The 24,024-nt window shown below is 68.4% G+C and carries 19 protein-coding genes and 1 pseudogene; 15 read left to right on the forward strand and 5 right to left on the reverse strand.

Annotated elements, in window-relative coordinates; translation table 11 throughout:
* Positions 1-754 precede the first annotated feature (754 nt).
* From ACZ3HV_RS28260 to ACZ3HV_RS28270, 3 genes are read right to left on the reverse strand one after another with little or no spacing between them, the layout of a single operon-like run.
* On the reverse strand, positions 755-1,441 hold the full coding sequence (locus ACZ3HV_RS28260; RefSeq protein ID WP_465688369.1) for an SGNH/GDSL hydrolase family protein: 687 nt from the start codon (positions 1,439-1,441) through the stop codon (positions 755-757).
* Positions 1,438-2,655 carry an MFS transporter gene (locus ACZ3HV_RS28265; RefSeq protein ID WP_465688371.1) on the reverse strand — a complete coding sequence of 406 codons (1,218 nt, stop codon included), beginning with the start codon at positions 2,653-2,655 and terminating at the stop codon, positions 1,438-1,440. The genes ACZ3HV_RS28260 and ACZ3HV_RS28265 overlap by 4 nt, the downstream gene beginning before the upstream one ends.
* Complete coding sequence (locus ACZ3HV_RS28270; protein WP_465688373.1) at positions 2,652-4,220, reverse strand: class I adenylate-forming enzyme family protein; 1,569 nt, start codon at positions 4,218-4,220, stop codon at positions 2,652-2,654. Before ACZ3HV_RS28270 ends, ACZ3HV_RS28265 begins: the two co-directional genes overlap by 4 nt.
* Positions 4,221-4,516: 296 nt before the next feature.
* Here ACZ3HV_RS28270 and ACZ3HV_RS28275 point away from each other — a divergent pair, with 296 nt between their 5' ends.
* The 6 genes from ACZ3HV_RS28275 (at position 4,517) to ACZ3HV_RS28300 (ending at position 11,546) form a co-directional block, all read left to right on the forward strand.
* Positions 4,517-5,800 (forward strand): SGNH/GDSL hydrolase family protein, encoded by a 1,284-nt coding sequence (locus ACZ3HV_RS28275; RefSeq protein ID WP_465688375.1) that lies wholly within the window; start codon positions 4,517-4,519, stop codon positions 5,798-5,800.
* Positions 5,800-7,014, forward strand: a complete 1,215-nt coding sequence (locus ACZ3HV_RS28280) for a cytochrome P450 (protein ID WP_465688377.1) — start codon at positions 5,800-5,802, stop codon at positions 7,012-7,014. The genes ACZ3HV_RS28275 and ACZ3HV_RS28280 overlap by 1 nt, the downstream gene beginning before the upstream one ends.
* Before the next feature lie 4 nt (positions 7,015-7,018).
* A complete protein-coding gene (locus ACZ3HV_RS28285) occupies positions 7,019-7,945 on the forward strand; it encodes an alpha/beta hydrolase (RefSeq protein WP_465688379.1) in 927 nt (308 codons plus the stop codon).
* A 14-nt stretch (positions 7,946-7,959) separates the two neighbouring features.
* Entirely contained in the window at positions 7,960-9,036 is a 1,077-nt protein-coding gene (locus tag ACZ3HV_RS28290) for an alpha-hydroxy acid oxidase (RefSeq protein WP_465688381.1), read from the forward strand.
* Positions 9,018-10,319 (forward strand): aminotransferase-like domain-containing protein, encoded by a 1,302-nt coding sequence (locus ACZ3HV_RS28295; RefSeq protein ID WP_465688383.1) that lies wholly within the window; start codon positions 9,018-9,020, stop codon positions 10,317-10,319. The genes ACZ3HV_RS28290 and ACZ3HV_RS28295 overlap by 19 nt, the downstream gene beginning before the upstream one ends.
* 66 nt (positions 10,320-10,385) lie before the next feature.
* The gene (locus tag ACZ3HV_RS28300; protein ID WP_465688385.1) at positions 10,386-11,546 is read left to right on the forward strand and encodes an MFS transporter; all 1,161 of its coding nucleotides are present in this window, start codon (positions 10,386-10,388) and stop codon (positions 11,544-11,546) included.
* Here the strand turns inward: ACZ3HV_RS28300 and coaA are convergent.
* The gene (gene coaA, locus ACZ3HV_RS28305; protein ID WP_360363971.1) at positions 11,527-12,480 is read right to left on the reverse strand and encodes a type I pantothenate kinase; all 954 of its coding nucleotides are present in this window, start codon (positions 12,478-12,480) and stop codon (positions 11,527-11,529) included. The two genes, ACZ3HV_RS28300 and coaA, sit on opposite strands and share 20 nt — an antisense overlap.
* 149 nt (positions 12,481-12,629) lie before the next feature.
* Between coaA and ACZ3HV_RS28310 the strand changes: the two are divergent.
* The 6 genes and pseudogenes from ACZ3HV_RS28310 to ACZ3HV_RS28335 form a co-directional block, all read left to right on the forward strand.
* Positions 12,630-13,247, forward strand: a pseudogene (locus tag ACZ3HV_RS28310) (hypothetical protein); the annotation flags it as partial.
* Positions 13,184-14,038: a hypothetical protein gene (locus ACZ3HV_RS28315; RefSeq protein WP_465688807.1), complete on the forward strand. Its 855-nt coding sequence runs from the start codon at positions 13,184-13,186 to the stop codon at positions 14,036-14,038. The pseudogene ACZ3HV_RS28310 and the gene ACZ3HV_RS28315, both read left to right, overlap by 64 nt.
* Before the next feature lie 31 nt (positions 14,039-14,069).
* Entirely contained in the window at positions 14,070-15,074 is a 1,005-nt protein-coding gene (locus tag ACZ3HV_RS28320; RefSeq protein ID WP_465688387.1) for a LacI family DNA-binding transcriptional regulator, read from the forward strand.
* 10 nt (positions 15,075-15,084) lie between these two features.
* The gene (locus tag ACZ3HV_RS28325) at positions 15,085-15,435 is read left to right on the forward strand and encodes a holo-ACP synthase (protein WP_360363963.1); all 351 of its coding nucleotides are present in this window, start codon (positions 15,085-15,087) and stop codon (positions 15,433-15,435) included.
* A gap of 3 nt (positions 15,436-15,438) precedes the next feature.
* On the forward strand, positions 15,439-16,836 hold the full coding sequence (locus tag ACZ3HV_RS28330; protein WP_465688390.1) for an NAD(P)H-hydrate dehydratase: 1,398 nt from the start codon (positions 15,439-15,441) through the stop codon (positions 16,834-16,836).
* A gap of 57 nt (positions 16,837-16,893) precedes the next feature.
* Positions 16,894-19,824 carry a PIG-L family deacetylase gene (locus ACZ3HV_RS28335; RefSeq protein WP_465688392.1) on the forward strand — a complete coding sequence of 977 codons (2,931 nt, stop codon included), beginning with the start codon at positions 16,894-16,896 and terminating at the stop codon, positions 19,822-19,824.
* Here the strand turns inward: ACZ3HV_RS28335 and ACZ3HV_RS28340 are convergent.
* On the reverse strand, positions 19,811-20,587 hold the full coding sequence (locus ACZ3HV_RS28340) for an META domain-containing protein (RefSeq protein WP_465688394.1): 777 nt from the start codon (positions 20,585-20,587) through the stop codon (positions 19,811-19,813). The genes ACZ3HV_RS28335 and ACZ3HV_RS28340 overlap by 14 nt on opposite strands.
* A 283-nt stretch (positions 20,588-20,870) precedes the next feature.
* Here ACZ3HV_RS28340 and ACZ3HV_RS28345 point away from each other — a divergent pair, with 283 nt between their 5' ends.
* From ACZ3HV_RS28345 to alr, 3 genes are all read left to right on the forward strand, one after another.
* The gene (locus ACZ3HV_RS28345) at positions 20,871-22,088 is read left to right on the forward strand and encodes a GH12 family glycosyl hydrolase domain-containing protein (RefSeq protein WP_465688396.1); all 1,218 of its coding nucleotides are present in this window, start codon (positions 20,871-20,873) and stop codon (positions 22,086-22,088) included.
* Between the two features lie 85 nt (positions 22,089-22,173).
* Complete coding sequence (locus ACZ3HV_RS28350) at positions 22,174-22,815, forward strand: HAD family hydrolase (protein WP_465688398.1); 642 nt, start codon at positions 22,174-22,176, stop codon at positions 22,813-22,815.
* Positions 22,816-22,830: 15 nt separating this feature from the next.
* Entirely contained in the window at positions 22,831-24,021 is a 1,191-nt protein-coding gene (alr, locus tag ACZ3HV_RS28355; RefSeq protein ID WP_465688400.1) for an alanine racemase, read from the forward strand.
* Positions 24,022-24,024: the final 3 nt, after the last annotated feature.

Consider the following 24,024-nt stretch of genomic DNA (forward strand, 5'->3'; position numbering starts at 1 on the left):
ACGGCCGCGGCTGGAGCGTCCGCCGCGTCGACCACAAGACCCTCGAATGGCGCACACCCCACGGATTCACCTTCCGCGTCGACCCCACCGGCACCCACCGAGTCCCCAGAAATCCAACTGGGTGATCCCTGATCGGCGACTCTCAGAGCTGCCGAGGACCAACAGAGTCCCCGGCGGTCTCAACGATCCTGGACAGTTTCTGGGGTCGTCCCGATCTGGCCGGCGCACGCCGCCCGCTGTTGGTGGTGCAGTGCTTGTTGCTTGTTGCTTGTTGCTTGTTGCTTGTTGGTGGTTGCGTTGCTCCGCACGGCACGATCTCTTCTTCCTCCGGCGCACCAGCACGCTCCACCGGACAAGGTGGCTGATTGTGCAGGGTCGGCCCGTTGGAAGGCGTTCACGCAGTTACCTGATCCCCAGGACACGCGTCATCACGGCTAACGAGGTGACGAGTCTCAGTCACCATCCCCTCGCCCTCGCCCTCGCCCTCGCCCTCGCCCTCGCCCTCGCCCTCGCCCTCGCCCTCGCCCTCGCCCTCGCCCTCGCCCTCGCCCTCGGACCTCGACCTCGCCCTCGGACCTCGCCCTCGACCTCGGACCTCGGACCTCGGACCCCGGACCTCGCCACCGGCCCCGGCCCCGATTTCGGCCCGGCCCCGGCCGCGACCTCGGCCTTGACCTTGACCTTGACCTTGGCCTTGACCTCGATCTCGGCGTTGAACTCGGCCTCGGCCCTGAACTGCGGGGCTGGGCTGAGGTCAGCTGGGTGATTGCTGGTGGGGAGCTTTCAGCCAGCGGCCCAGGACGCGGAGGGTTTCGGCGGTCGCGATGGCGTCGCTTCGGGCGTTGCCGTGGCGGCCGTCGGTGCTGTAGAGGGCGGCGTCGGTGGAGAGGGGGTGGTCGGTGAGAGGGATGTGGATCGTGTTGAGCTTGTCGGCGAGGGCGGCGGTTCGGTTGGAGAGGGTGCGCATTCGTTGCCGGAGGCCCGGTCTGAGCCAGTCGGCGACGGCGGGGCTGTAGGAGATGTCGAACATGCCGAGGGTCATCACGTCGGCGCCGGAGTCCTGCAGGGTGGTGATCATCAGCGTGAGTTCGCGATCGACGCGGTCGGCGTCGTACGTGGCGGGGAAGGCGTCGTTGCCGCCGCCGACGACCAGCGCGAGATCGGGACCGAAGACCAGCGCGGGCTCGAGTTGGGTGGACAGGATCTCGCGCGTACGCAGTCCGCTGACGCCGAGATTGAGGTACTCGAGGTCAGGACGTACGGCGCGCAGTTCGGACGCAATGCGATCCGCCCACTGCAGGTCGCTGTAGCCGTCGACCGGTTCGCAGAGGCCCTCCGCGACGCTGTCGCCTAGTACGACGAAACGCCGCCAGGGATGATCGGCGAGCAGTTCGTGGCTCTCGCCGGGGCGGAGGCAGTAGGGATCCGTGGCCTCGTTCATCTGGCCTCCACCGGTGCGCGGGTGTCGAGAACCTTGCCGGGTCCGCGCCGGATCAGCGGGTAGCTGCTGACCACCAGGCAGGCGATACCGGATCCGATCAGAGCTGGAGTCAGTCCGAAGACACTGACCAGTTCACCGGCCAGCAGTGCGCCGAGCGGGAGACCGGCGAACGACGTCGCCGCGACCAGGCCGATCACTCGGGCCTGGAGGTGCTTCGGGACGTGTTCGTAGAGTGCCGCGCCGAAGACGGGGTTGATCGCGGCGATGCCGATGCCGGACAGGAACGTCACCACCATCACCAGGCCCAGGTGATCGCTGAGGCCCAGGACGAGCAGTCGCGGGCTGCCGCCGATGAAGGCTCCGACGGCGAAGGTCAGGTAGCGGGGGACCTTGGTGGCGAGTACGGCGAAGGCGATGCTTCCGAGGAGGGCGCCGGCGGAGAATGCGCCGAGGGTCAGGCCGAGGCCGGCGGGTGATCCGAGTTCGTCGGCGACCCAGACGGGGATGAAGACCGCCGTACTCGCGCTGGCGAAGATGTTGATGGTGAACGTGGTGATGAGCATCGTCGCGAGTAGTTCGTCGCGGCGGACGAAGGAGAATCCCTCGGCTAGCGAACGGAAGTATTTGCCTCGGATCGCGTCGATCGGGACCTGTGGGGGGCGGACGAACGCTGAGACCAGCAGGCCGCAGATCACGAAGGTCACCGCGTCGATCCAGAGCACCGACGCTGCGTCGGTCCAATAGATCAGGAGGCCGGCTAGTGGGGCGCCGAGGAGGGTCGCTCCCCGGGCGAAGGCCTCGTGGAGTGAGGTGATCCGGATGAGTTCGACTTCGGCGGCCTCTGCCATCGGTCGGACTAGCAGATCCTTGGAGCGGTCGGCGGCGCCGCGCAGCGCACCCGCGAGGGCGACGAGGGCGAGGAGGGCGCCGAAACCGAGGCTGGTGGTCGCCGCGATCGCTGCCACCGCGACCGCGCTGGTCAGGTTGGCGAGTACTGACGTTCGCCGCGGCCCGAGGCTGTCGATCAAGGGTCCGGCCATGATGCTGGCTACGATGTACGGCACCATCTCGACCGCCGCGACGAGCCCCATCCGCGCGGCGCTCCCGGTGGTGACCAGCACCAACCACGGAATCGCCACCATCGAGATCCGGCTGCCTACCGCAGACAAGACGTCCGCGACAAACAGGATCACCAGACCCCGCCGTGCCGTCACCGCGCCTCCCCAGCACTGACGCTGGGATGGGAGGCCGCGTCGTCGTGCCCTATCTGGTCCGGGTGGAGTTCTCGGTAGAGGTTGCGGAGGGCGACCTTGTCTACCTTGGCGATGCGGGTCAGCGGCAGCTCGGGTACGAAGTCGATCGCCGCCGGCGTCCACATCTCGTTGAGAGTGTTGGTGACCAGTTGTTGGAGGTCGGCGGCGGGGACGGGGGAGCGGGTTACGACGAACGCGTGGACGGCTTCGCCGAAGACGGGGTCGGGTACTCCGATGACTGCGGCGGTTCGTACTGCGGGGTGACTGGCGAGGACGTCCTCGATCGGCCGGGAGAAGATTGCCCAGTTGCGGCGGGTCGTGACGATCATGTCGTGCACCCGATCGACGAGGAACAGGTATCCGTCGGCGTCCAGGTAACCGAGATCCCTGGTCCGGAGCCAGCCGTCGACCAGGGTCTCGGCGGTGAGTTCGGGCTTCCCCAGGTACCCGGCAAACGTGAGGTTGCTCTGCACCCAAACCTCGCCGGTCTGCCCCGGCTCGAGCACCTTCCCGTCGTCGTCGCGGATCTCCAGCCGCACATCGCCGTACGCCGTCCCCGCGGACGCCAGTCGCTCTGGATGAGCAGGGTCCTCGGTCAAGCCGGGTTGTGCGGTGACGACGACCGCCTCGCTCAGGCCGTAGACGATCCGCAGCACCGGGCCGAAGCGCGCGATCCCCTGCCGCAGCCGCGCGGGGGTCGCCGGCCCGGCGCCGACGTTCAGCATGAACAGGCTGCTGCAGTCGACGTCCTCACCGCCGGGGTGATCGAGGAGCTCGTAGAGCATCGGCGGTGTCACGTACGTCGACGTGATCCGCTCGGTCGAGACGACCCGGTAGAACTCCTCCGGCGACCAGGTGTCGGTCAGGAACAGCACGCCACCGGTGAACAGGTTGAAGAAGCTCGTGATCTGGCCACTCGCCAGCCACAGCGGCGAGCTCGAGTAGTGCTGCAGCAGCGGGAACCCGTTGGCCACAAAGGCGTCGGCCAGCTCGAGGATCTGCTCGTAGAACGCCTGCGTGTGATGGACCAGCTTCGGGTCGCCGGTCGTTCCACTCGTCTGCAGCACCGAGTCCGGCGCGGGCGTCGCAGAGATCTCGTACGGCGCTCCGTCGGTGAAGAGCTCCGCCATCGTCCGGACGGTCATCGGCGCGAGCGACTGGGCGAGCTCGCGGCCAAGCTCAGTCGTCTGGTCGTAGACGAACGCGTCCGCATCGGCCAGCGAGGCGAACCGGTCGATCTCCCGGCGGGACGTGATCGGCGCGCTCCACAGCGCGCGGCAGCCGTGCAGATGCAGGGCGAGTTGCAGGGCCGGGGCGTCGAAGCAGTTGGCCGCCATGATCAGCACCTTGCCGCCCGGGCGGATGCCCGCGTCGCGCAGCCCGGCGGCTATCCGCAGTACGTCGGCGATCAGTTCGCCGTACGTCGATTTCCGCTCGCCACGGACCAGCGCGATCCGGTCGGAGAACTGTTCGAAGAGTGTGAATACCCGCAAAACGTAATTGGGCAGGACGAATTCAGGCGGCATTTCGTCTCCTGGAATAGGGCAACAGCCCTCGACACCGGCCACCCCCAGCCGTCAGCGCGACTCTACTGGATGCGACGATCGCTGGCCAGAGCCTGGAAACCCCCGGGTCGTCGCGCTCCGGAGTCGACTGATCACACCCTTGCCCGGGTGAAGGAATACCCCTGCGAAACGGGCGGGGATACCTCCCGCTAACCGTTGTCCGGTGAATTTCGAAAAGGCAATTGTTGTGCATTGACCGGATTCCTCGCGGCGTATTACGTTCCGTCCGCCATCCGATTCCGCCAGGAGGTCCGTCCATGCACGTTTCCAGTAGTTGGCGCGCGGTCGCGGTGACCGCCGCACTGGCCCTGGCCGGCTCCGGCCTCGCCGGGGCGAGCTACGGCCAAGGTCAGCACGACGACGAGTGGGTGGGGACCTGGGCGACCGCGGTCACTCATGGCAACGCCACTGGGTCGACGAATCTCGGCCTGACCGACCAGAGCGTGCGATTGGTGGTCCGGCCGACCGTCGGCGGTGACCGGATCCGGATCCGGCTGTCGAACATCTACGGCGAGAAGACCGTCATGGTCGGCGCGGCGACTGTTGCCAAGCCCAACAAGTCGACGCCGGAGCTGTCCGACATCGACCCAAACACCCTGCGGACGTTGACGTTCAACGGCTCGGGTACGGCGTCGATGGTCAAGGGCAGCGAACTGCTGAGCGACCCGGTGAACCTGAAGCTCGGCAGTCTCGACGACCTCGTCGTCAGCCTGTACTTCCCGGAGAACACCGGACCGACGACCTTCCACGGCTCGTCGATTCAGGACAACTTCGTCGGCCCGACCAACCTGGTCACCCAGCCCGGTGGCGCGGCGTACACGCTGACCCGGCGCTGCTGCTTCTTCTTCCTGTCCGGCGTGGACGTGCAGACCGAGAAGTCGGACGGCTCGATCGTCGTGCTCGGCGACTCGATCACCGACGGCACCAACAGCACGCCGAACGGGAACAACCGCTGGCCCGACCAGCTCGCCGAACGGCTGGCCGCCGCGGCCGGGCACAAGTCGTTCCCGAGTGTGCTGAACGCGGGTCTTGCCGGCAGCCGGCTGAACCACGAGGGCACCGAGCCGTCGGACAACGGCGCGTTCCCCGGCTTCAACGAGGTCGGCGTGAATGCGCTGGCCCGGCTGAACGAGGATGTGTTCGCGCAGACCGGCGTACGGACGGTCATCACGCAACTCGGCATCAACGACATCTGGATGTCCGACGACTCGGCGACCGAGATCATCGGTGCGCTCCGGCAGGTCAACGCCCAAGCGAAGGAGCGTGGAATCCGCAGCCTGGTCACCACGATCACGCCGTTCGAGGGACTCGGCGGCACTGACAGTTGGACGCCGGCCAAGGAGGCCACCCGGCAGGCGGTGAACAGCTACCTGCGGTCGAGCCACGAGTTCGACGGCGTGCTCGACTTCGACAAGGTGCTGCGGGACCCGGCCGCGCCGAGCAAGCTCCGGGCCGAGCTCGACTCCGGCGACCACATCCACCCCAACGACACCGGTTACCAGGCGATGGCCGCTTCGGTGCCGCTCAACCTGGTGCGCTGATGGTGCGTACCGCCAACGAGATCCTTGCCGCGCTGGGATCCGAGGACGGTCGCCGCGATCCGATGCCGCTCTTCGCCGAGCTGCATCGGATCGGCCCGGTCTGCCGGCTCGCTCCCGGGAGTTCGCCGTACGCCGTCGTCGTGAACGGGTACGACGCCGCCCAGGAGGCGCTGAAGGACACGCGGTTCCATCGGTTGCTGTCGGCGGATCCGAACCCGAAGGAGCCGGTACTGCGCCGGCTCGGTGGGTCGATGATGTTCCGCAACGAGCCGGATCACCTGCGGATGCGCAAGGTGTTCCAGGCGGTCCTGACGCCACGCCGGCTGACCGGGTTCGAACCGGTCGTGGAGGCCTTGGCCGCCGAGCTGCTGGACGATCTGGGCAAGACCGGTGTGGATGGTCAGGTGATCGACTTCGTCGACTTCGCGTACCGGTTGCCGATCACGGTGATCGGCACGTTCCTGGGCATCCCGCGGTCCGACCTCGGCTGGTTCCGGGATCGGACCCAGCGGATCGACGAGTACCTCGACCTCGGCGGCAAGGCGCCGGAGAAGCTCGTGGCGGCCAACCAGGCAGCCGAGGAGCTCAACGACTACTACGCCAGGATGATCGCTGAGCGGCGGATCCGTCCGCGGGACGACCTGGTCGGATCGCTCGTACACGCACTGGATTCCGGTACGTCGGGCATCGACGAACAGGAGCTGATCGACAACCTGCTCGTGCTGGTCAACGCCAGCTTCGTGACCACGATGAACCTGCTCACGAACGGCCTCGAACTGCTGATGGCCGATCCGCCGCTGGTCGACGCGCTGATCGACGATCCTGGGCTGGCCGCGGACTACGTCGAGGAGATCCTCCGGCATCAGAGCTCGGTCCAGCTGGTCAGCCGGAAGGCATCGGTCGATCTCGAGCTGGCCGGTGAGTCGATCAGCGCCGGCAGTCTGGTCCTCATCCTGCCGGGCGCGGCGAACCGTGATCCGGCGAAGCATGCAGATGCCGACACGTTCGATCCGGGACGTGATGATCTCCAACATCTGTCCTTCGGCGCCGGTCCGTTCTACTGTGTCGGCGCTGCGCTCGCCCGGATGGAAGGCCGGGCCGCTTTCGGTCAGCTGTTCCGGAGGTTCCCGGACCTGCGGCTTGTGGGGGAGCCGGTGCGCAGTCACAGCTTGCTGCTGCGTGGGCATCAGTCCATGCCGATCCGATTGAGGTGAGTCGATGCCGTTGGACCCGCAGGTCGAGGCGATGCGCGCCGAGCGCGAGGCGAGCCAGGTCCCGCAGCTCTATACCCAGACGCTGGCCGAGGCCAGAGCTGCCGACCTCGCATCGATCAAGGCCGCGGGGGGTGAGGCCGAACCCGTTCATCACGTCGAGGACCTCACGACCGACGGCGGCGTACCGCTGCGGGTTTACCGGCCTGACCTGACCGGGCCGATGCCGACGCTGATCTACTTCTTCGGCGGTGGCTGGACGCTGGGCAGCATCGAGACCGCGGACGGCATCAGCCGCAAGCTGGCCAACGCCGTTCCCTGCCAGGTGATCACGGTCGGCTATCGGCTGGCGCCCGAGCACCCGTTCCCGGCGGCCGTGCACGACTGCCACGACGCCGCGCAGTGGATCGCGGCGAATGCCGGCAAGCTGCAGGTCGATCCGACCCGGTTGGTGGTGGGCGGCGACAGCGCCGGTGGCAACCTGGCGGCCGCGACGACGTTGCTTGCTCGTAGCAACGGTCCGGCGCTCGCCGGTCAGCTGCTCGTATACCCGAACACCCGGTACGGCTCGGACACCATCTCGATGCGGAAGGGTGACGACCCCTACCTGTTCAACAAGACCTCGGTCAACTGGTACTGGAACCACTACCTGGACGAGCCCGCCGACGGACTCGATCCGCTGGCGTCGCCGTTGCTGGCCGAGTCGCACGCGGATCTCCCGCCGGCGTTGGTGATCACCGCCGAGTTCGACCCGCTCCGCGACGAGGGCGAGTTCTACGCCGAGAAGCTGCACGCCGCCGACGTTCCGACGACGCTCAGCCGGTACGACGGCATGGTGCACGGCTTCTTCGCCATGTCCGGGATCCTCGACGGCGGCAAGCAGGCGATGGCCGAAGCATCCGCGTGGCTCGCGGAGATCTTCCGCGATGCCTGAGACGCGATGGCGTGATGGCTGACACGCTCGCCGACTACGAATCCCTGGCCGCTGCCGTCCTCCCTACCGAAGTCCGCGATTTTGTGGCCGGCGGCAGCGGTTCCGAGACCACCCTGCGCCACAACCGCGCGGCCCTCGACGCGATCACTCTCACGCCTCGCGTACTCGCGGGTGTCGACGACCCCGACACCACGTGCACACTCCTCGGCAGTCAGTTCGCCATGCCGGTTGCGGTGGCCCCGATGGCCTATCAACGGCTCCTGCACCCCGACGGCGAACTCCTCCTCGCGAGCGCGGCCGCGGCTGCCGGAATCCCTTATGTCATCAGCACTCTGAGCAGCTACCCACTGGAGAAGATCGCCGCCACGGCGCCCTCGTGGTTCCAGCTGTACTGGTTGCGGGATCGCGGCCTGGTCGCGGCACTCGTGGATCGCGCGGCCGACGCCGGGTGCACCGCGTTGACGGTGACCGTCGATGTTCCTGTGATGGGCCGCCGGCTGCGGGACGTCCGGAACTCCTTCGCGCTGCCTCCGGAAGTGGTCGCGGCCAACATTGTCGACATGGTGACAGAGGCACATACTGTCGTGCCCGGGTTGTCCGCGGTTGCGGCCCACACGGCGTCGGCGTTCGATCCCGCCGTTTCCTGGTCGGACCTGGAGTGGCTCCGAACCTCAAGTGAACTTCCCCTAGTGGTGAAGGGGATTCTCGACCCCCGCGATGCGCGCAGAGCCGTCGACGCGGGTGCGGACGGGGTCGTGGTGTCGAATCATGGCGGGCGCCAGTTCGATGGTGCGCCGGCTTCGATCGATGCTCTCGGCCCTGTTGTCGATGCGGTTGGCAACGACTGTGCGGTGCTTCTGGACAGCGGGATCCGCAGCGGCGCCGATGTCGCCAAGGCGGTTGCTCTGGGGGCGTCCGCCGTCCTCGTCGGGCGACCGTTGCTGTGGGCATTGGCTGTGGAGGCTGTGGACGACGCGCTGACGCTGCTGAGGCAAGAGTTGCGCGACGCGATGCTGCTGACGGGATGTGAGGACCTGGCCGCGCTGGCGCGGCTGACCACGGGGAGGACGACATGGCAGACCTCGAGCTGACCGAGTTGCACGGTTCGCTGACGGATCGGGCGCTCACCTCGATGAACTTCCTCAACGAGGTGTCGCACCACTACCCGGACGCGATCTCGCTCGCCGCCGGTCGCCCGACCGAGGAGTTCTTCGCGCTCGAGGATCTGCACCGCTACCTCGACCTGTACGCCGATCACCTGCGATCCAAGGGGTACGACGAACCAGCGGTACGACGGACGATCTTCCAGTACGGAAGGACCAAGGGGATCATCCACGACCTGGTCGCCCGGAATCTCGCGGTCGACGAGGACATCCACGTCGACCCCGAAGCGATCGTCGTCACGGTGGGCTGCCAGGAGGCGATGGTCCTCACCCTCCGCGCCCTCCGGGCCACCGCGGACGACGTGCTGCTCGCGATCTCGCCGTCGTACGTCGGTATCACGGGCGCGGCCCGATTGGTCGAGCTGCCGGTCCTGCCGGTGGCCGGCGGCGCCGACGGGGTCGACCTCGACGACCTCGTCGCGGTGGTCAAGGCAGCCAGGGCAGACGGCCTGCGGCCGCGGGCGTGCTACCTGGTGCCGGACTTCGCCAACCCGACCGGCCTCAGCCTGGACGTGGACCTCCGGCGACGGCTGCTGGAGACCGCGGCCCAACAGGACCTGCTGCTGATCGAGGACAACCCGTACGGCCTGTTCCCGGCCGAAGGTGTCGACCGGCTGCCAACCCTGAAGGCGCTCGACACCGAGCGTCGCGTCGTCTACCTCGGCTCGTTCGCCAAGACCGGTCTGCCGGGCGCCCGAGTCGGGTACGTCGTCGCCGACCAAACCGTCGCGGCACCCGACGGAACGACCGGACTCCTCGCCGACGAACTGTCGAAGCTCAAGAGCATGCTCACCGTCAACACCTCGCCGGTCGCGCAGGCGGTGGTCGGCGGCAAGCTGATCGCGTACGACTACAGCCTGGTCGCGGCAAACCGGCGCGAACGGGACGTGTACGCCGCCAACCTGAAAGCGATCACCGACGGCCTGGCCGCCCACTTCCCTTCGGGCAAGCTCAGTCCCGGTGGCGAGATCACCTGGACGGTCCCGTCCGGCGGGTTCTTCGTGGTGGTCACCGTGCCGTTCCCGGTCGACGACGTACTCCTGGAGAAGTCGGCCCATGAATATGGCGTGCTGTGGACCCCGATGAGCCACTTCTACGAGGGCGACACCCCGATCCACGCCCTCCGGCTGTCCTGCAGCGCGGTCACCCCGCCCCAGATCGACGCGGCCCTGAACCGGCTGGCAGCCCTGATCGCTGACCAGTTGCCGTAACTGGTCCTCTCGCGCGGTGCGGAACTGGATCTGTAGGACGTACCGGTCCGCTTCTAGCGTCGAGATATGACCACCACATGCGAGATCCCGACAACTACCGATCGAGTGCTCACCGGCCAATTCGGCCGGTTGCTGGTGATGGTGTTCGGGTCCGGGCTGAGCATGTACCTGCTCACCTCGGTGGTCCCGCTGTACCTGGCCGCCAATGGCTCCGGCGGGATCGGGGCCGGGCTGTCGACCGGCGCGATGATGCTGTCCGCGGTCGGTGTCGAACTGCTGGTGCCGCGGATGCTGGCCCGCTGGGGCTACCAGGTCGTCCTCGGCCTCGGGCTGATCCTGCTCGGTGCACCCGCACTGGTCCTGCTGGCCACCGCCTCGCTGCCGGTGGTCCTCGCGGTCTGCATCGTCCGTGGCGCCGGTCTGGCGATCCTGGTCGTCGGCGCGGTCGCCCTGGTCGCCGGGATCACCCCGGCCCACCGCCGCGGTGAGGCCCTGGGCGTGTACGGCGTCGCAGTCGGCGTTCCCGCGGTCATCGGCCTCCCGCTCGGCGTCTACCTGACGAACGTCATCGGCTTCGGCGCCTTGTTCGTGCTCGCCGCGTTCACCTCCCTGGCCGGACTCGTCACCCTGGTCGGCCTGCCCGCGCGGGTCAGCACCGAGGAGCAGCACGTGAACGTCCTCGGTGGCGTCCGGCGTAGCGGTCTGCTGATGCCGACCTTCGTCTTCGCGGCCGTGACCGTCGCCGCCGGGATCAGCGTCACCTTCCTGCCCCTGGCCGTTGCCGGGGACAAGCACTCGCTGATCGCGACCGCCCTGCTTCTGCAGGCCGCGGCCGCACCCGGCGCCCGCTGGCTGGCCGGCCGGTACGGCGATCGCGTCGGCCCGGCGAAGTTGCTGGCGCCGGCGTTGATCCTGGCCGCGCTGGGTGCCGGATCGCTGGTGCTGATCGGCAACGGTCTCGTCGTCCTGCTCGGTTCGACGCTCTTCGGCCTCGGCTTCGGTGCCGCACAGAACCTGACGCTGACGATGATGTACAACCGGGTTCCGAAGGCCCGGTACGGACAGGTCAGCGCGCTGTGGAACCTTGCCTACGACGGCGGCTGGGGGATGGGAGCCATCGCCTTCGGACTGATGGTGTCAGGCGTTGGGTTTGCCGCCGGGTTTGCGATCACAGCGGCAGTTGTCGCGGTGGCCGTCGTACCGGCGGTCAGAGCTTACGGAGCCTGACCCAGCGGACCGCGTGGTCGGGGCCTTTGCGGAGGACGAGGGTGGCGCGGGAGCGGGTGGGGAGGATGTTCTCGCGCAGGTTGGGCCCGTTGATGCCGTCCCAGAGCGACTCGGCCTTCTTGACCGCTTCCTCCCGGCTCAGCTCGCCGTACCGGACGAAGTAGGACTCCGGGTTGCGGAACGCCGTCTCCCACAGCTTGAGGAAGCGGTGCACGTACCAGGACCGGATGTCGTCGGCGGCCGCGTCGACGTACACGGAGAAGTCGAAGAAGTCGCTGACCGCGAGACCGCTCTTGCCGTCGGCGTGCCGGGGTGCGGGTTGCAGGACGTTCAGGCCCTCGAGGAGCAGGATGTCGGGCTGCTCGACGGTCGTCCGTACGCCGTTCATCCGGTCGTAGTGCAGGTGGGAGTAGACCGGCGCCTCGACCGCGTCCATCCCGGACTTCACCTCGACCACGAAGCGCAGCAGCGACTTGCGGTCGTACGACTCCGGGAAACCCTTGCGCATCATCAGGTTCCGGCGTTCGAGCTCGCCGTTCGGCCAGAGGAAGCCGTCGGTGGTGACGAGCGCGACCCGCGGGTGCTCGGGCCAGCGGGCCAGCAGTTCGCGCAGCAGCCGGGCGGTCGTGGACTTGCCGACGGCAACCGAACCGCCGATGCCGATCACGAACGGGGTGCGGGTGGCGGCCGGCTTGCCGAGGAAGCTCTCGGTGTCCGCGTGCAGCGCGCGGGCGTGCCGGACGTAGAGCGACAGGATCCGCGACAGCGGCAGATAGACCTCACGGACCTCGTCCATGTCGATCTCGTCGCCGAGGCCGCGCAGCCGTTCGATCTCGTCCGCCGTCAGCGGGGACACGGTGGTCTCGGCCAGTTGCGCCCAGGCGGCACGGTCGAGCTCGGTGTAGGGAGTCACCTCCCGTGACGGCTGCAGCATGAGCCCCATTCTTCCCATCCCGCCGCGGTGCACCCATACCGGGCGGGCGTGGCCTTCGTCTCAACCACGACTCGGACCCGTCGGTGCCGAAACTTTCGAGCCCGCGGACGGGTGCTGGTGACCCGGATCCAGTGCAAGGATCCGGCGTGATGTTCGACGCCTGCTGGCTCGGCACCCAGCGGTTGCCTGAGGTGACCGTGCATGCTTCGGGGGCGCTGGCCCAGACGATCCGGGCCGAGCTCCGGCAGACCCGCCGGCTCCGCAACGACGTGGAGATCGCGCTCTGCGTCCTGGACCGGGTGCGGGAATCGCCGTTGTGGCAAGAGGTCGAGGCCGCGGTGCCGCTGGACGGCTTGGACGCCGAGGGTTTCGTGGTGGTGCGACGAGGCAACCAACTGGTCGTCGCCGCCGAGGCCGGCCCCGGGTTGACTCGGCTGCTCAACGATCACCTCCCGGATGTGTCCCGGCTGGCAGCGGTGTTCCGCGAGTACGGGATCGCTCTGATGCTGTCGGTCCGGATGAGCGAGCCACAGGACGTACGCTCGGCGCAGCGGTGGTCGGCGGCGGTCGTCCGCTTGTACGACGCCGTCCCCGATCTCGCGGGGTTGGTCGTGGTCGCGGACACAGAGGGCTGGTCGCACGCCGACGGCGCGAACATGCTCGCCCGGGCGCTGGCGCCGTACGGCGGGATGGTCTTCTGGCGATGCTCCGGGGCCGAGGGCCGGCAGGACTGGCGGGACCGGCGGACGGATCGCGCGCGGGCGGCGTACGACCACTTCATCCTGCAGTTCGACACCACCGGATCCGGCGGCCCGGCCGTTGCCGAGCGCGCCGACGCGATCGTTGCCGTCTCCAGCATCGGGGACGATCCGAACTGGACCGGGCACAAGCTTGCCCAGAGCAACCTGTACGCGTTCGGCCGGCCTGGGATCCGTCCGCCGATCCGGTCAGCCTGCTGCACGAGTGGGCGGTGGCGACCTTCGCGATGGACGATCGGACCCGGGCCGAGCTGGTGTCTATCATGGCCGACTCGTGGCAGACGTACGAGCGTTACACCGCGCCGCTCGGGGTCGGGTTCATGGTCACGCCGGAGACGCACTACGGGCCGAACGTGAACGGGTACGAGTACTCGGCGCGTGGGACGTACCACTTCGCCGACCGCTATGGCGTCGGTGTGGACCGCACGGTCGCGAGTGGTTCCGGCTTCACCGGGCAGTACCCCGAGCCGCTCGCGAGTCGCTACGAGAACGCCTACACCTGCCCCGACGAACTCCTGCTCTTCTTCCACCACGTCCCCTACGACCGAGTCCTCCAGAACGGCAGGACGGTCCTGCAGCACATCTACGACACCCACTTCCAGGGGTACGACGAGGTCGCGGCGATGCTGGACCGCTGGACGGCCATCGCCGACCGCTTCGAGCCGGTGACGCGGGAGAACGTCACGTCCCGGCTGGAGGCGCAGCTTGCGAACGCGGGCGCCTGGCGGGACCAGGTGAACACGTACTTCTACCGTCTCAGCGGGGTCCCGGACGCCGAGGGGCGCACGATCCACCGGTAGGCTGGCCGAAAGTTTCGACACTGGAGGTCGGGTGAGCCAGCGGATCACGATCGCGAAAATTGCGGAGCAGGCCGGGGTCTCCGTGCCCACCGTCTCCAAGGTGCTGAACGGCCGGGCCGACGTCGCCGAGGACACCCGGGCGAAGGTCGAGAGCATTATCCAGGAGCACGGCTACCGGCGCCGCACCGCGAGTACGGCGAGCAGCCCGATGGTCGACCTGGTGTTCCCCGAGCTGAGCGGTGACTGGGCGATCCAGCTGATCCGCGGGGTCGAGGGCGTCCTCCGCGCCGAAGGCGTCGAGTTGGTGCTGTCCGAGTGCGGCGACGCCCGCCGGCCACGTCAGGAGTGGATCGAATCCGTCCTGAACCGGCGCCCGCTCGGCGTGATCATGGTGTTCTCCGACCTGGACGCGGACCAGCGGGCGCAGTTGGAGGCGCGGCGGATCCCGTTCGTCGTGGTCGACCCGATCGGTGACGAGGGCGACGATGTACCGTCCATCGGCTCGGCGAACTGGAACGGCGGGCGGATGGCGACGCTGCATCTGCGCAAACTCGGTCACACCCGGATCGGGATGATCGGCGGACCGGTCGAGACGCTCTGCTCGCGGATGCGGGTCGACGGGTACCAGGACGCGCTGCGGTCGACCGGGGTCGCGGTCGAGCCGGAGCTGATTCGTGCGGGCGACTTCGGCGTCGGCAGTGGTTACCGGGAAGCCCTCGCGCTGCTTCGGCAGCCGGACCGTCCGACCGCGATCTTCGCGGGCAGTGACATGCAGGCGCTCGGCGTCTACCAGGCCGCCCGTGAGCTCGGCCTGGAGATTCCCCGAGACCTCTCGGTGGTCGGGTACGACGACCTCCCGGTGGCCCAATGGGTCAGTCCCACCCTGACCACGGTTCACCAGCCCCTCCACCGGATGGCCGAAATGGCCACCCGCCTGGTCCTCGACCTGGCCCGCGGCGTCACCCCGTCGGCCCTACGGATGGACCTGGCCGTAGAGATGCGAGTCCGCCAATCGACTGCTGAACCCGCCAGCTAGGCTGGCCCGCATGATCGTCGGCGTGGGCATCGATGTGGTCGACGTGGAACGGTTCATGAAGACACTCGAACGTACGCCGGGACTGCGGGATCGAGTGTTCACGCCGATCGAGGCACTCAAGCCACCGGCGTCCCTGGCCGCCCGCTTCGCCGCGAAGGAAGCCCTGGCCAAAGCGCTGGGCGCGCCCGCCGGCATGCACTGGCACGACGCCGAGGTCCAGACCGACGAGACCGGCCGGCCGTGGCTGGAGATCACCGGCACAGTCGCCACCCAGGCTTCGCGACTCGGTGTCCAGAGCCTGCATCTGTCCTTGAGTCACGACGCCGGCATCGCATCCGCAGTGGTCATCCTGGAGGGTTGAGCGATGCGCCGCGCATACACCGTCGAACAGGTCCGGGCCGCCGAGGCCGAGCTGATGGCACGGCTCCCGGAAGGCACCTTGATGCAGCGCGCGGCCACCGGCCTCGCGGTTGCCATTGGCAACTTTCTTGGCCGTACGTACGGCGCCCGCGTCGTCCTGCTGATCGGCTCCGGCGACAACGGAGGCGACGCCCTGTACGCCGGTGCCCGGCTCGCGCGCCGCGGTGCCCGGGTGACCGCCGTACTGCTCTCCGCGAAAGCCCACGCCGAAGGACTGGCGGCGCTGCGGGCAGCCGGCGGACGCGTCGGCTCGACCGACGACATCCCGGCGGCCGACGTCGTGGTCGACGGCATCGTCGGGATCGGTGGCCGTCCGGGTCTTCGCCCCGACGCTCTCGAGGCCATCGAGTTGGCCGACCAGTACGGCGTACCGATCGTCGCCGTCGACACGCCCTCCGGCGTCGACGTCGACACCGGCGAAACCCCCGAGCCGCACGTCCGCGCCGCACTCACCGTCACCTTCGGCACGCACAAGATCTGTCACTTCATCGACCCCGCCGCCACCGCCTGCGGCCCGGTCCACCTCGTCGAGATCGGCCTCGACCTCCCATCGGCCCCCGTCGAGTCGCTCCAAGCTGCCGATGTCCGCGCCCGCTACCCCGTGCCCCATGGGGAGTCCGACAAGTACTCCCGCGGTGTCCTCGGCCTGATGGTCGGATCGGCTCAGTACCCCGGCGCCGCCGTCATCGCGACGGCCGGTGCTCTCGGCGGCCCGGTCGGCATGGTCCGGTACGTCGGTTCGGACGCCGTCGCAGCCGAGGTCCGGGCGGCCCACCCGGAGATCGTGGCCGGCGAAGGCCGCGTGCAGGCGTGGACCATCGGGTCCGGCATGGGCGATGGCCTCGATATCCCGCGCATCCGCGAATTGCTGGACGCGGAAGAGCCGGTTGTCCTCGACGCGGACGGACTGAAGGCACTCGACGACTCCGGCGACCACGTCAACGTACTCGCGACACCCCATGCTGGTGAGCTCGCCAGACTGCTCGGTGTCGACCGTGCCACCGTCGAAGCCAGTCGACTCGAGCACGCTCGCCTGGCAGCCGAACGCTTCGACGTGACGATCCTGCTCAAGGGCGCGACCACCGTCATCGCCAGCCCCGACGGTCACGTCCGGGTCAACACCAACGCCACTCCCTGGCTGGCAACCGCCGGTGCCGGCGACGTCCTGGCCGGCCTCTGTGGCGCCCTCCTCGCTGCCGGTCTGACACCGCTCGATGCTGCTTCCGTCGGTGCCTACCTGCACGCCGCCGCGGCCAACCTGGCCTCGTCGAGCGCCCCGGTGACGGCCCTGTCGGTCGCGGCCGCGTTGCCGGACGCCACGCGATATCTGTTGCGAACCTGAGTGGTGCGGACGTAGGACTGAATCTGCTAGTGCCTCCACCGCCTTTGGAGTGTGCACGTGAAGCGATTCGTGGGGTTCGTCGTACTTGTCCTGCTCGCTGTTCTGCCGGTGCCTGCCCAGGCCGGCCCGAAACAGTATGTGGCTGATGCCCAGACCAAGATCGACGTGATGGGGGAGTGGGCCCATCCGGACGACGACACGAGCATCATCGGCCCGTGTGGCGTCTGGCATCAGCTGTACGGCGTCAAATGCGGCGTCATCCAGGTCACCCGCGGTGAGGGCGGCGGGAACGCGGCCGGGAACGAGCTCGGGCCGGACCTGGGCCTGCGGCGGGAGAACGAGGACCGCGTCGCGCACTACCGGTCCGGGACCGTCGACATCTTCAACCTGGACCGGATCGACTTCTTCTACAACCAGAGCGCGCCGCTGACGCAGTACTTCTGGGACGAGGAGGAGACACTGCGCCGGGTGACGCGGGTGATCCGCGAGACCCAGCCCGAGATCTACATCGGCTTCACCCCGACCCTCGCGGCCGGGCACGGCAACCATCAGCAGGCCGGCCGGCTGATCTGGGAAGGCGTCCTCGCGGCCGCCGACCCGACCCGCTTCCCTGAGCAGCTGAAGGGACCGCACGCGCTCAGCACGTGGCAGGTGAAGAAGGTCTTCTCCGGCGGCAGTACGGCGGGAACCGGCGGTACGACGTCGGCAGCGAACTGCACCACCGGCTTCACTCCGACCGGCCTCGACACCGTCGCGGGCGTGTGGACCGGCCACAACTCGCCGTACGTCTGGCCGGCCGGGAACCTGCAGGGACAGCCGGCCGGGACCGCCAAGATCTGGCAGCAGGTCGCGGACGAGGGCCGGGCGGCGTACCCGACGCAGAGCCGCGTGATGTTCAAGGGGACTTCGGTTCCGGCGTGCCCGCGGTTCGGCATGACGGAGTCGTTCGTACCGTTCCAGCCGAACAGCAGTCCGCAGGCCGGGCTCGACGACGCGATCCTCTTCGGTGCGAAGAAACCCGATCCCGGCGGGCTGCCGCTGGGGACCCTGGAGTACCTGACGTTCTCGCGGTTCTACAACGTCGCCGGTGAGCCGTTCCAGGCCACCCTGCACTTGCGCGGAAAGCTTGCCAAAGGCAACGTCCAGCTGACCGTCCCGGCGGGCTGGTCGACCGACGGCCCCCAGCAGGTCCGGGCCGGCTCGCGGGCCGACGTCACCTTCACCGTCACCCCGTCGGCGACCGCTCCGGTCGACCAGAACGCGAAGGTGTCCGCCACCTACACCACCGCGCATGCCTCCGGTTACACCGACAACGTCGTGCGCATCGTGGCCCCGGCCGAAGGCCGCTTCCAGCGCTGGGGCAACTGGGCCGAGTACGACCAGTGGCTACGGAACACCGCACCCCAGGCGAACCGTCTCGGCCGGTCCCAGGCGATCCAGTCGATGGGCATCGGCACGACCATCGACATACCGGTCGTCGTGCACAACTGGTCCACGCAGCAGCAGACCGGCGCGGTCTCCCTCGACCTCCCGGCCGACTTCACCGTCGACGCGCCGTCCAAGCCCTACGACCTCGCCCCCGGCGCTGACGCCACGGTCACGTTCAAGCTGACCAACACCGACACGACACTGCCCGCGCAGCAGAACGTCTCGATCCCGATCCGGACCGCGACCGGTAGCGAGACCCTGACGCTCACACTGGTCCCGACGACGGTGATCCCGCAGGCGACACCGGTGGTCGACGGTACGGCGGGGCCGGGCGAGTACCCCGGTCCGACGCTCGACCTCGGCCGGATCTGGCAGGGCGCGGCCACCTGCACCGGCGTCGACGACTGTGGCGTTTCCTCAACAGGAGAAGGCAGTACAGCCAAGGTGAGCTGGTCCGACGACGCCCTCTACTTCTTCATCCACGTCCGCGACGACTACCAGTCGTACGCCGTGACTCCGGCCGAATGTGTCGGTCACTGGCAGGCCGACTCGGTCGAGATCCTGCTCGACCCGCGCGGGACTGCCTCGCAGGCGCTGATGGACACGGCGAACACGTTCAAGCTCGGCATCTTCCCGTTCAGCCAGAGCGGCGGGCCTTGCTGGGAGCGAGATGCGGACAACCATCAGGGCTACTCCAGTGGTGCGCTCGACACCGGCAACGCGCCGGGTGTGCAGGTTGCCTCGACCGCACAGTGGGTCGGCAGCAACGAGACCACGGTTCCGCACGCGTATGCGGGTGGCGGGTACGACCTCGAGGTGAAGATCCCGCTGGCCGACCTCCCCGCCGCGGTCGACCCGACCCGGCTCGGCCTCAACATCACGCCGTACGACAACGACGACACCTCGGCGGCTGGTACGACGACGTTGCGGCATATCGACATGAGCACGCGACTGGGTTGGTCGGCGCTCGGATCGGTCCAGTCCGACCCGTACCGCTGGGGTCTCGCCACCCTCCCGGGCTACACGCCGCCCGCGGACCGCCCGACCACGCCGGCACCGCCGAACGTGTCCAACCCGAACCTGAACGGTGCGTTGTCACCCCAGACCATCGCCCAGTCCGCGCGTAACGGCGTACCGATCTCGGGCCGCGTCCCGACCAGCGACCTGACGATCCTGTCCGCCGCACTCCGCGGAAGCAGCGTCGACCTGGTCACCAACTCACGTGGGTCCGGCACAGCGCGGGCCTTCCTCACCACTGGCGAAATCGGCGCGATCCCGGTCTGGACAACGACCTGTACGACGGCCGCCGATCCGCCGCCCGACTACGGACTGACCCCTTGCGCGCTCACCGACGGTGCGACCCCACCCTGGTCCCCGGACATGAGCGGCCACCTGGTCAAACAGTCCAGCCAGCAGATCACGCGCGGCGTCCAGCACTGGTCGATCCCGCTGACCGCCGCCCAACGCACCCAGCTCAGGACCAACGGACATCTGCTCGTGTCCTACGAGACCCCGCAGAACGAGGTCCAGGCGTTCGACGTCCGGCTCAGCGCGGGGTAGTGAAGTCGAGGCCGCCGGTTGAGGTCCGAAGCTTCAACCGGTTGGCGTCGACCTCGTAACCGACCTCGCCCTTGAGCGCGGTGAGGAGGACGGTCTCGAGTCGCGCGGCGTCACCGGCGCAGGCCCGGCGGGTGGTGGCCAGTTCGCCGAAGGTGAGTTTGCCGGTGGCGCGGGCGACTGTGGCCTGGAAGTCGTTGCAGCCGGTCGATCCGGTGACGCGCTCGCCGTTGAGCGTCATCCAGACGTTCTGGGAGCCCGCGAAGTTGGTGGCGGCGTCGCCGGTGATCACCGTCTCCAGGGACCACCGGGTGCCGTCGAGGGCGACGTCCGGTTCGGCGGTCTCGCGATCCACCAGCGAGATCGTCGTGCTGCCGGCGGTGATGTCGAGCTTGCTGCCGTCGAGCGTCCAGGTCGGCTTGCTACTGAGGATGTTCGCCAGCCAGGAGTCCTGACCCTGCCGCGGACCCTCGCAGCCCATCATGGTCATCGCCAGGCCGCCCTCGAGCGTCAGCTTGCCGTTGTCGGTCGACACCTTGGACTGCATCGAGTTGCAGCCGGCGTCCCCGACCAGGCGGCCGTCGTCGGTGAAATCCAGCCGGACCCGGGTGTTCGGCGCGAGCTGCTTGGGCTTTCCGTTCTCGGTCACAGCGGTGGACAGGTACGAGTTTCCGGTCAGCGACGCACCTGCCGCGGTGTCGTTCCCGCAGGCGGTCAGGGCGAGCAGCAAACCGGCTCCGGCGAGGGCGATCATCCGCGTCTTCACACCCTAAGGATGCCGTTTGCCAGGCCCGCGTTGCAGTGTGAAGGGTTCGTTAAGTCGAGGCCCCGGGTTGGCGGGCGATATCACGGTTCGATAACGTCACCGGCGTACGCGAGAGCTCACGAGAAGGAACAGGACCGGTACGCCGGTCTGCCGGATCGGTTCGGCGTTTCGGGGACGCCGGCTTTTCCTGGCCTCTCTGGGGACCAAACGAACAGTTGTTGGGTCACACTGAAGTTCTGGGGCAACACAGCGTGGCCCGTCGAGCAGACGAGGAATGTTACGCATGCCCCCCACCCGAACTGCCCGGACCCGCAAGCTTGTCCCAGCGGTCGTCCTTGCCGTCGGTGCACTCATCGCCGCACCGATCGTCGTTCACGCGGCCAAGGATTCCCCTGTGGCGACCGCGAGCGCCGCGGACAGCGCGGTTTTCGATCTTCCGAGCATCGGTCGCGTCGAGAGTTGCGTCCTGGACGCCTACTCCAGCTGCACCGTGGTGCACGGATTCGGCAAGAAGCCGGTCGCCATCACCGCGACCGCGTCCGGACCCGCGATCCTGTCGATCGACCCGGCGAAGACCACAGACCAGAGCTACCGGCTGCGTGCCCTGCGCTACGACGGCCAGAAGTACCGCGCCGGCACCAAGCTGAGCTACACGGCGCACTACGACTTCGTCGCCGCGCCGGCGCAGCCGACCACACCGACCCCGACCACGACGGCAACCCCGACGAAGCCGCCGACCACCAGCACGCCGGCGCCGACCCAGACGCCGACGACCACGTCGACGCCGACCAAGCCGCCGACGTCGACTCCCACCACGACCACACCGTCGACGACGACCCCCACGTCGACTGGCAGCCCGAGCCAGACCTGCACCAACCCGTCGTTCGTCACCACCTCGACGAACAACCAGGGTGACGGCCGGACGTTCGGTGCGTACTACGTCCACAACAACATGTGGAACAACGACAACGGTACGTACACGCTGAGTGCCTGCAACTACGACAACTGGTTCCTCGACGTTACCCAGCCGCTGCCGGGTGACAAGGGCGTCCAGGCGTACCCGAACGTGCACAAGGACTACAACGACGTCGCGCTGTCGAAGATCCAGTCGGCCAAGTTCGCGGCGACCACGCCCGCCAACTGCTCCGCCTGCATCTACAACGTCGCGTTCGACGCGTGGATCGGCGACGGGCTGAACAACGAGCTGATGATCTGGACCGACAACAAGGGTCAGGTCCCGGCCGGCCGCAAGGTGGGCACCGTGACCTTCGGCGGCTTCACGTACGACGTCTGGCACGAGGACGGCTACACCGCGTACGTGTCCCAGGTGACGCAGAAGTCCGGCACGATGCCGCTGGCGAGCTTCTTCAACGACATGATCGGCCGTGGCTGGGCCCCGAAGGCCACCACCTGGCAGGTCGACTTCGGTGTCGAGGTGGTGTCCACCGGCAACACCAAGCAGCGCTTCAACTTCACCGACTTCTCCATCCAGGAGAACTGACCCCCGCGCTCTCGCGCACCCCGCGGCCACCGCGACGACCCCCACGTCGCGGTGGCCGCTCAGGTTTCCGCTTAGGGTTTCCGTCGTGACCGGACTCGTGATCTTCGACAACGACGGCGTACTGGTGGATTCCGAGCGGCTGGCCAACACGATCCTGGCCGAGCTGCTCACCGAGGCCGGGCTGCCCTACACGTTCGAGGAAACCGTGCGTGACTTCATGGGCGGCAGCATGGCGTCGATGCGGCAGCAGACGGAGGTCCAGTTGGGCCATCCGCTGCCGGCGGATCTGGAGGATCGCTACCACCAGCGGTTGTTCGACGGATTCGCCCACCTGCAGGCGATCGAGGGCGTGGAGGCTGTCCTCGATCACCTCCAGGCGCGGGGTGTCACCTACTGTCTTGCATCCTCCGGCACCCACCGCAGGATTCGTACGGCACTGACCGCGGTCGGGTTCCTGGATCGGTTCGAGGGCCGGATCTTCAGCGCCGAGGACGTTGCCCACGGCAAGCCCGCGCCCGATCTCTTCCTGCACGCGGCCGCGTCGATGGGCGTGAAGCCGGCCGACTGCGTGGTCGTCGAGGACAGCCCGCTCGGTGTCGCCGCGGCGGTTGCGGCCGGCATGAAGGTCTTCGGGTACGCCGGGATGACGGACCCCGCGAAGCTCGCCGATGCGGACGCGGTTTTCCACAACATGGCCGCCCTGGCCGAACTGCTCGACGGAGCCTGAGACACTGGAGGAGCTATGTCTACCCTCCAGTCACCTGGCAGCGCCCGCCCCGTCCGTGCCGAGGCGGTCGTCGACCTGGGCGCGATCCGCCACAACGTCGCCACGCTGCGTGCCCGTGCCGAGGGCGCGCAGCTGATGACCGTGGTCAAGGCCGACGGTTACGGGCACGGGATGATCCCGGTCGCCCGGGCCGCTCGCGAGGCCGGCGCCGACTGGATCGGTGCCGCTGTTCTCGAGGAGGCGCTCGCGCTGCGCGACGCCGGCGACACCGGACCGATCTTCTGCTGGCTGACCACCCCCGGCGAGCCGCTGGCCGACGCGATTGCGGCCGGCATCGACCTGTCCGCCGGTGCGCCGTGGGAGATCGACGAGCTGGTAGCCGGCGTGGAAGATCGACCGGCCCGGGTGCACCTGAAGATCGACACCGGGATGAGCCGGGGCGGCGCCGTACCGGAGGAGTGGCCGGCACTGATCCGGGCCGCGGTGCGGGCACAGGCGACCGGCCGGATCGAGATCAAGGGCATCTGGTCGCACCTGTCGTCGTCCGACGAGCCGAAGAGCCCGGCGAACGAGGCCCAGCTGTCTACCTTCACCGAGGCCATCGAGGTGGCCGAGTCGTTCGGGATCGACGCCGAGTTCAAGCATCTGGCGAACTCGGGTGCCACGCTCGCGCTGCCCGAGACCCATTTCAACCTGGTCCGTCCGGGCGTGGCGACGTACGGGCTCTCGCCGTTCGGGCACGCGTTGCCGTCGGACGAGCTGGGGTTGCGGCCGGCGATGACGTTGAAGGCGCGGCTGGCGATGGTGAAGCGGGTGCCGGCGGGTGCGGGTGTCTCGTACGGCCTGACCTGGACCGCGCCGCGGCCGTCGACGCTGGGCCTGATCCCGCTCGGGTACGGCGATGGCCTGCCCCGGCACGCGTCCAACGGAGCCCCGGTCCTGGCCGGCGGCGAGCGTCGTACCGTGGTCGGCCGGATCTGCATGGATCAGTGCGTGGTCAACCTCGAGGACGGCGAGGCGGCCGCGGGTGACGAGGTCGTGCTGTTCGGGCCGGGGACGGCGGGTGAGCCGACCGCGGACGACTGGGCCGACGCCGCGCGGACCATCAACTACGAGATCGTCACCCGGCTGGGAGCCCGGATCCCCCGTCGGTACGTCGACAGTTCTGAAGACCTTCCCCGCCCCACCGCCCCAGTCGAAAGGTAAACC

It is taken from the genome of Kribbella sp. NPDC020701 (assembly GCF_055562215.1).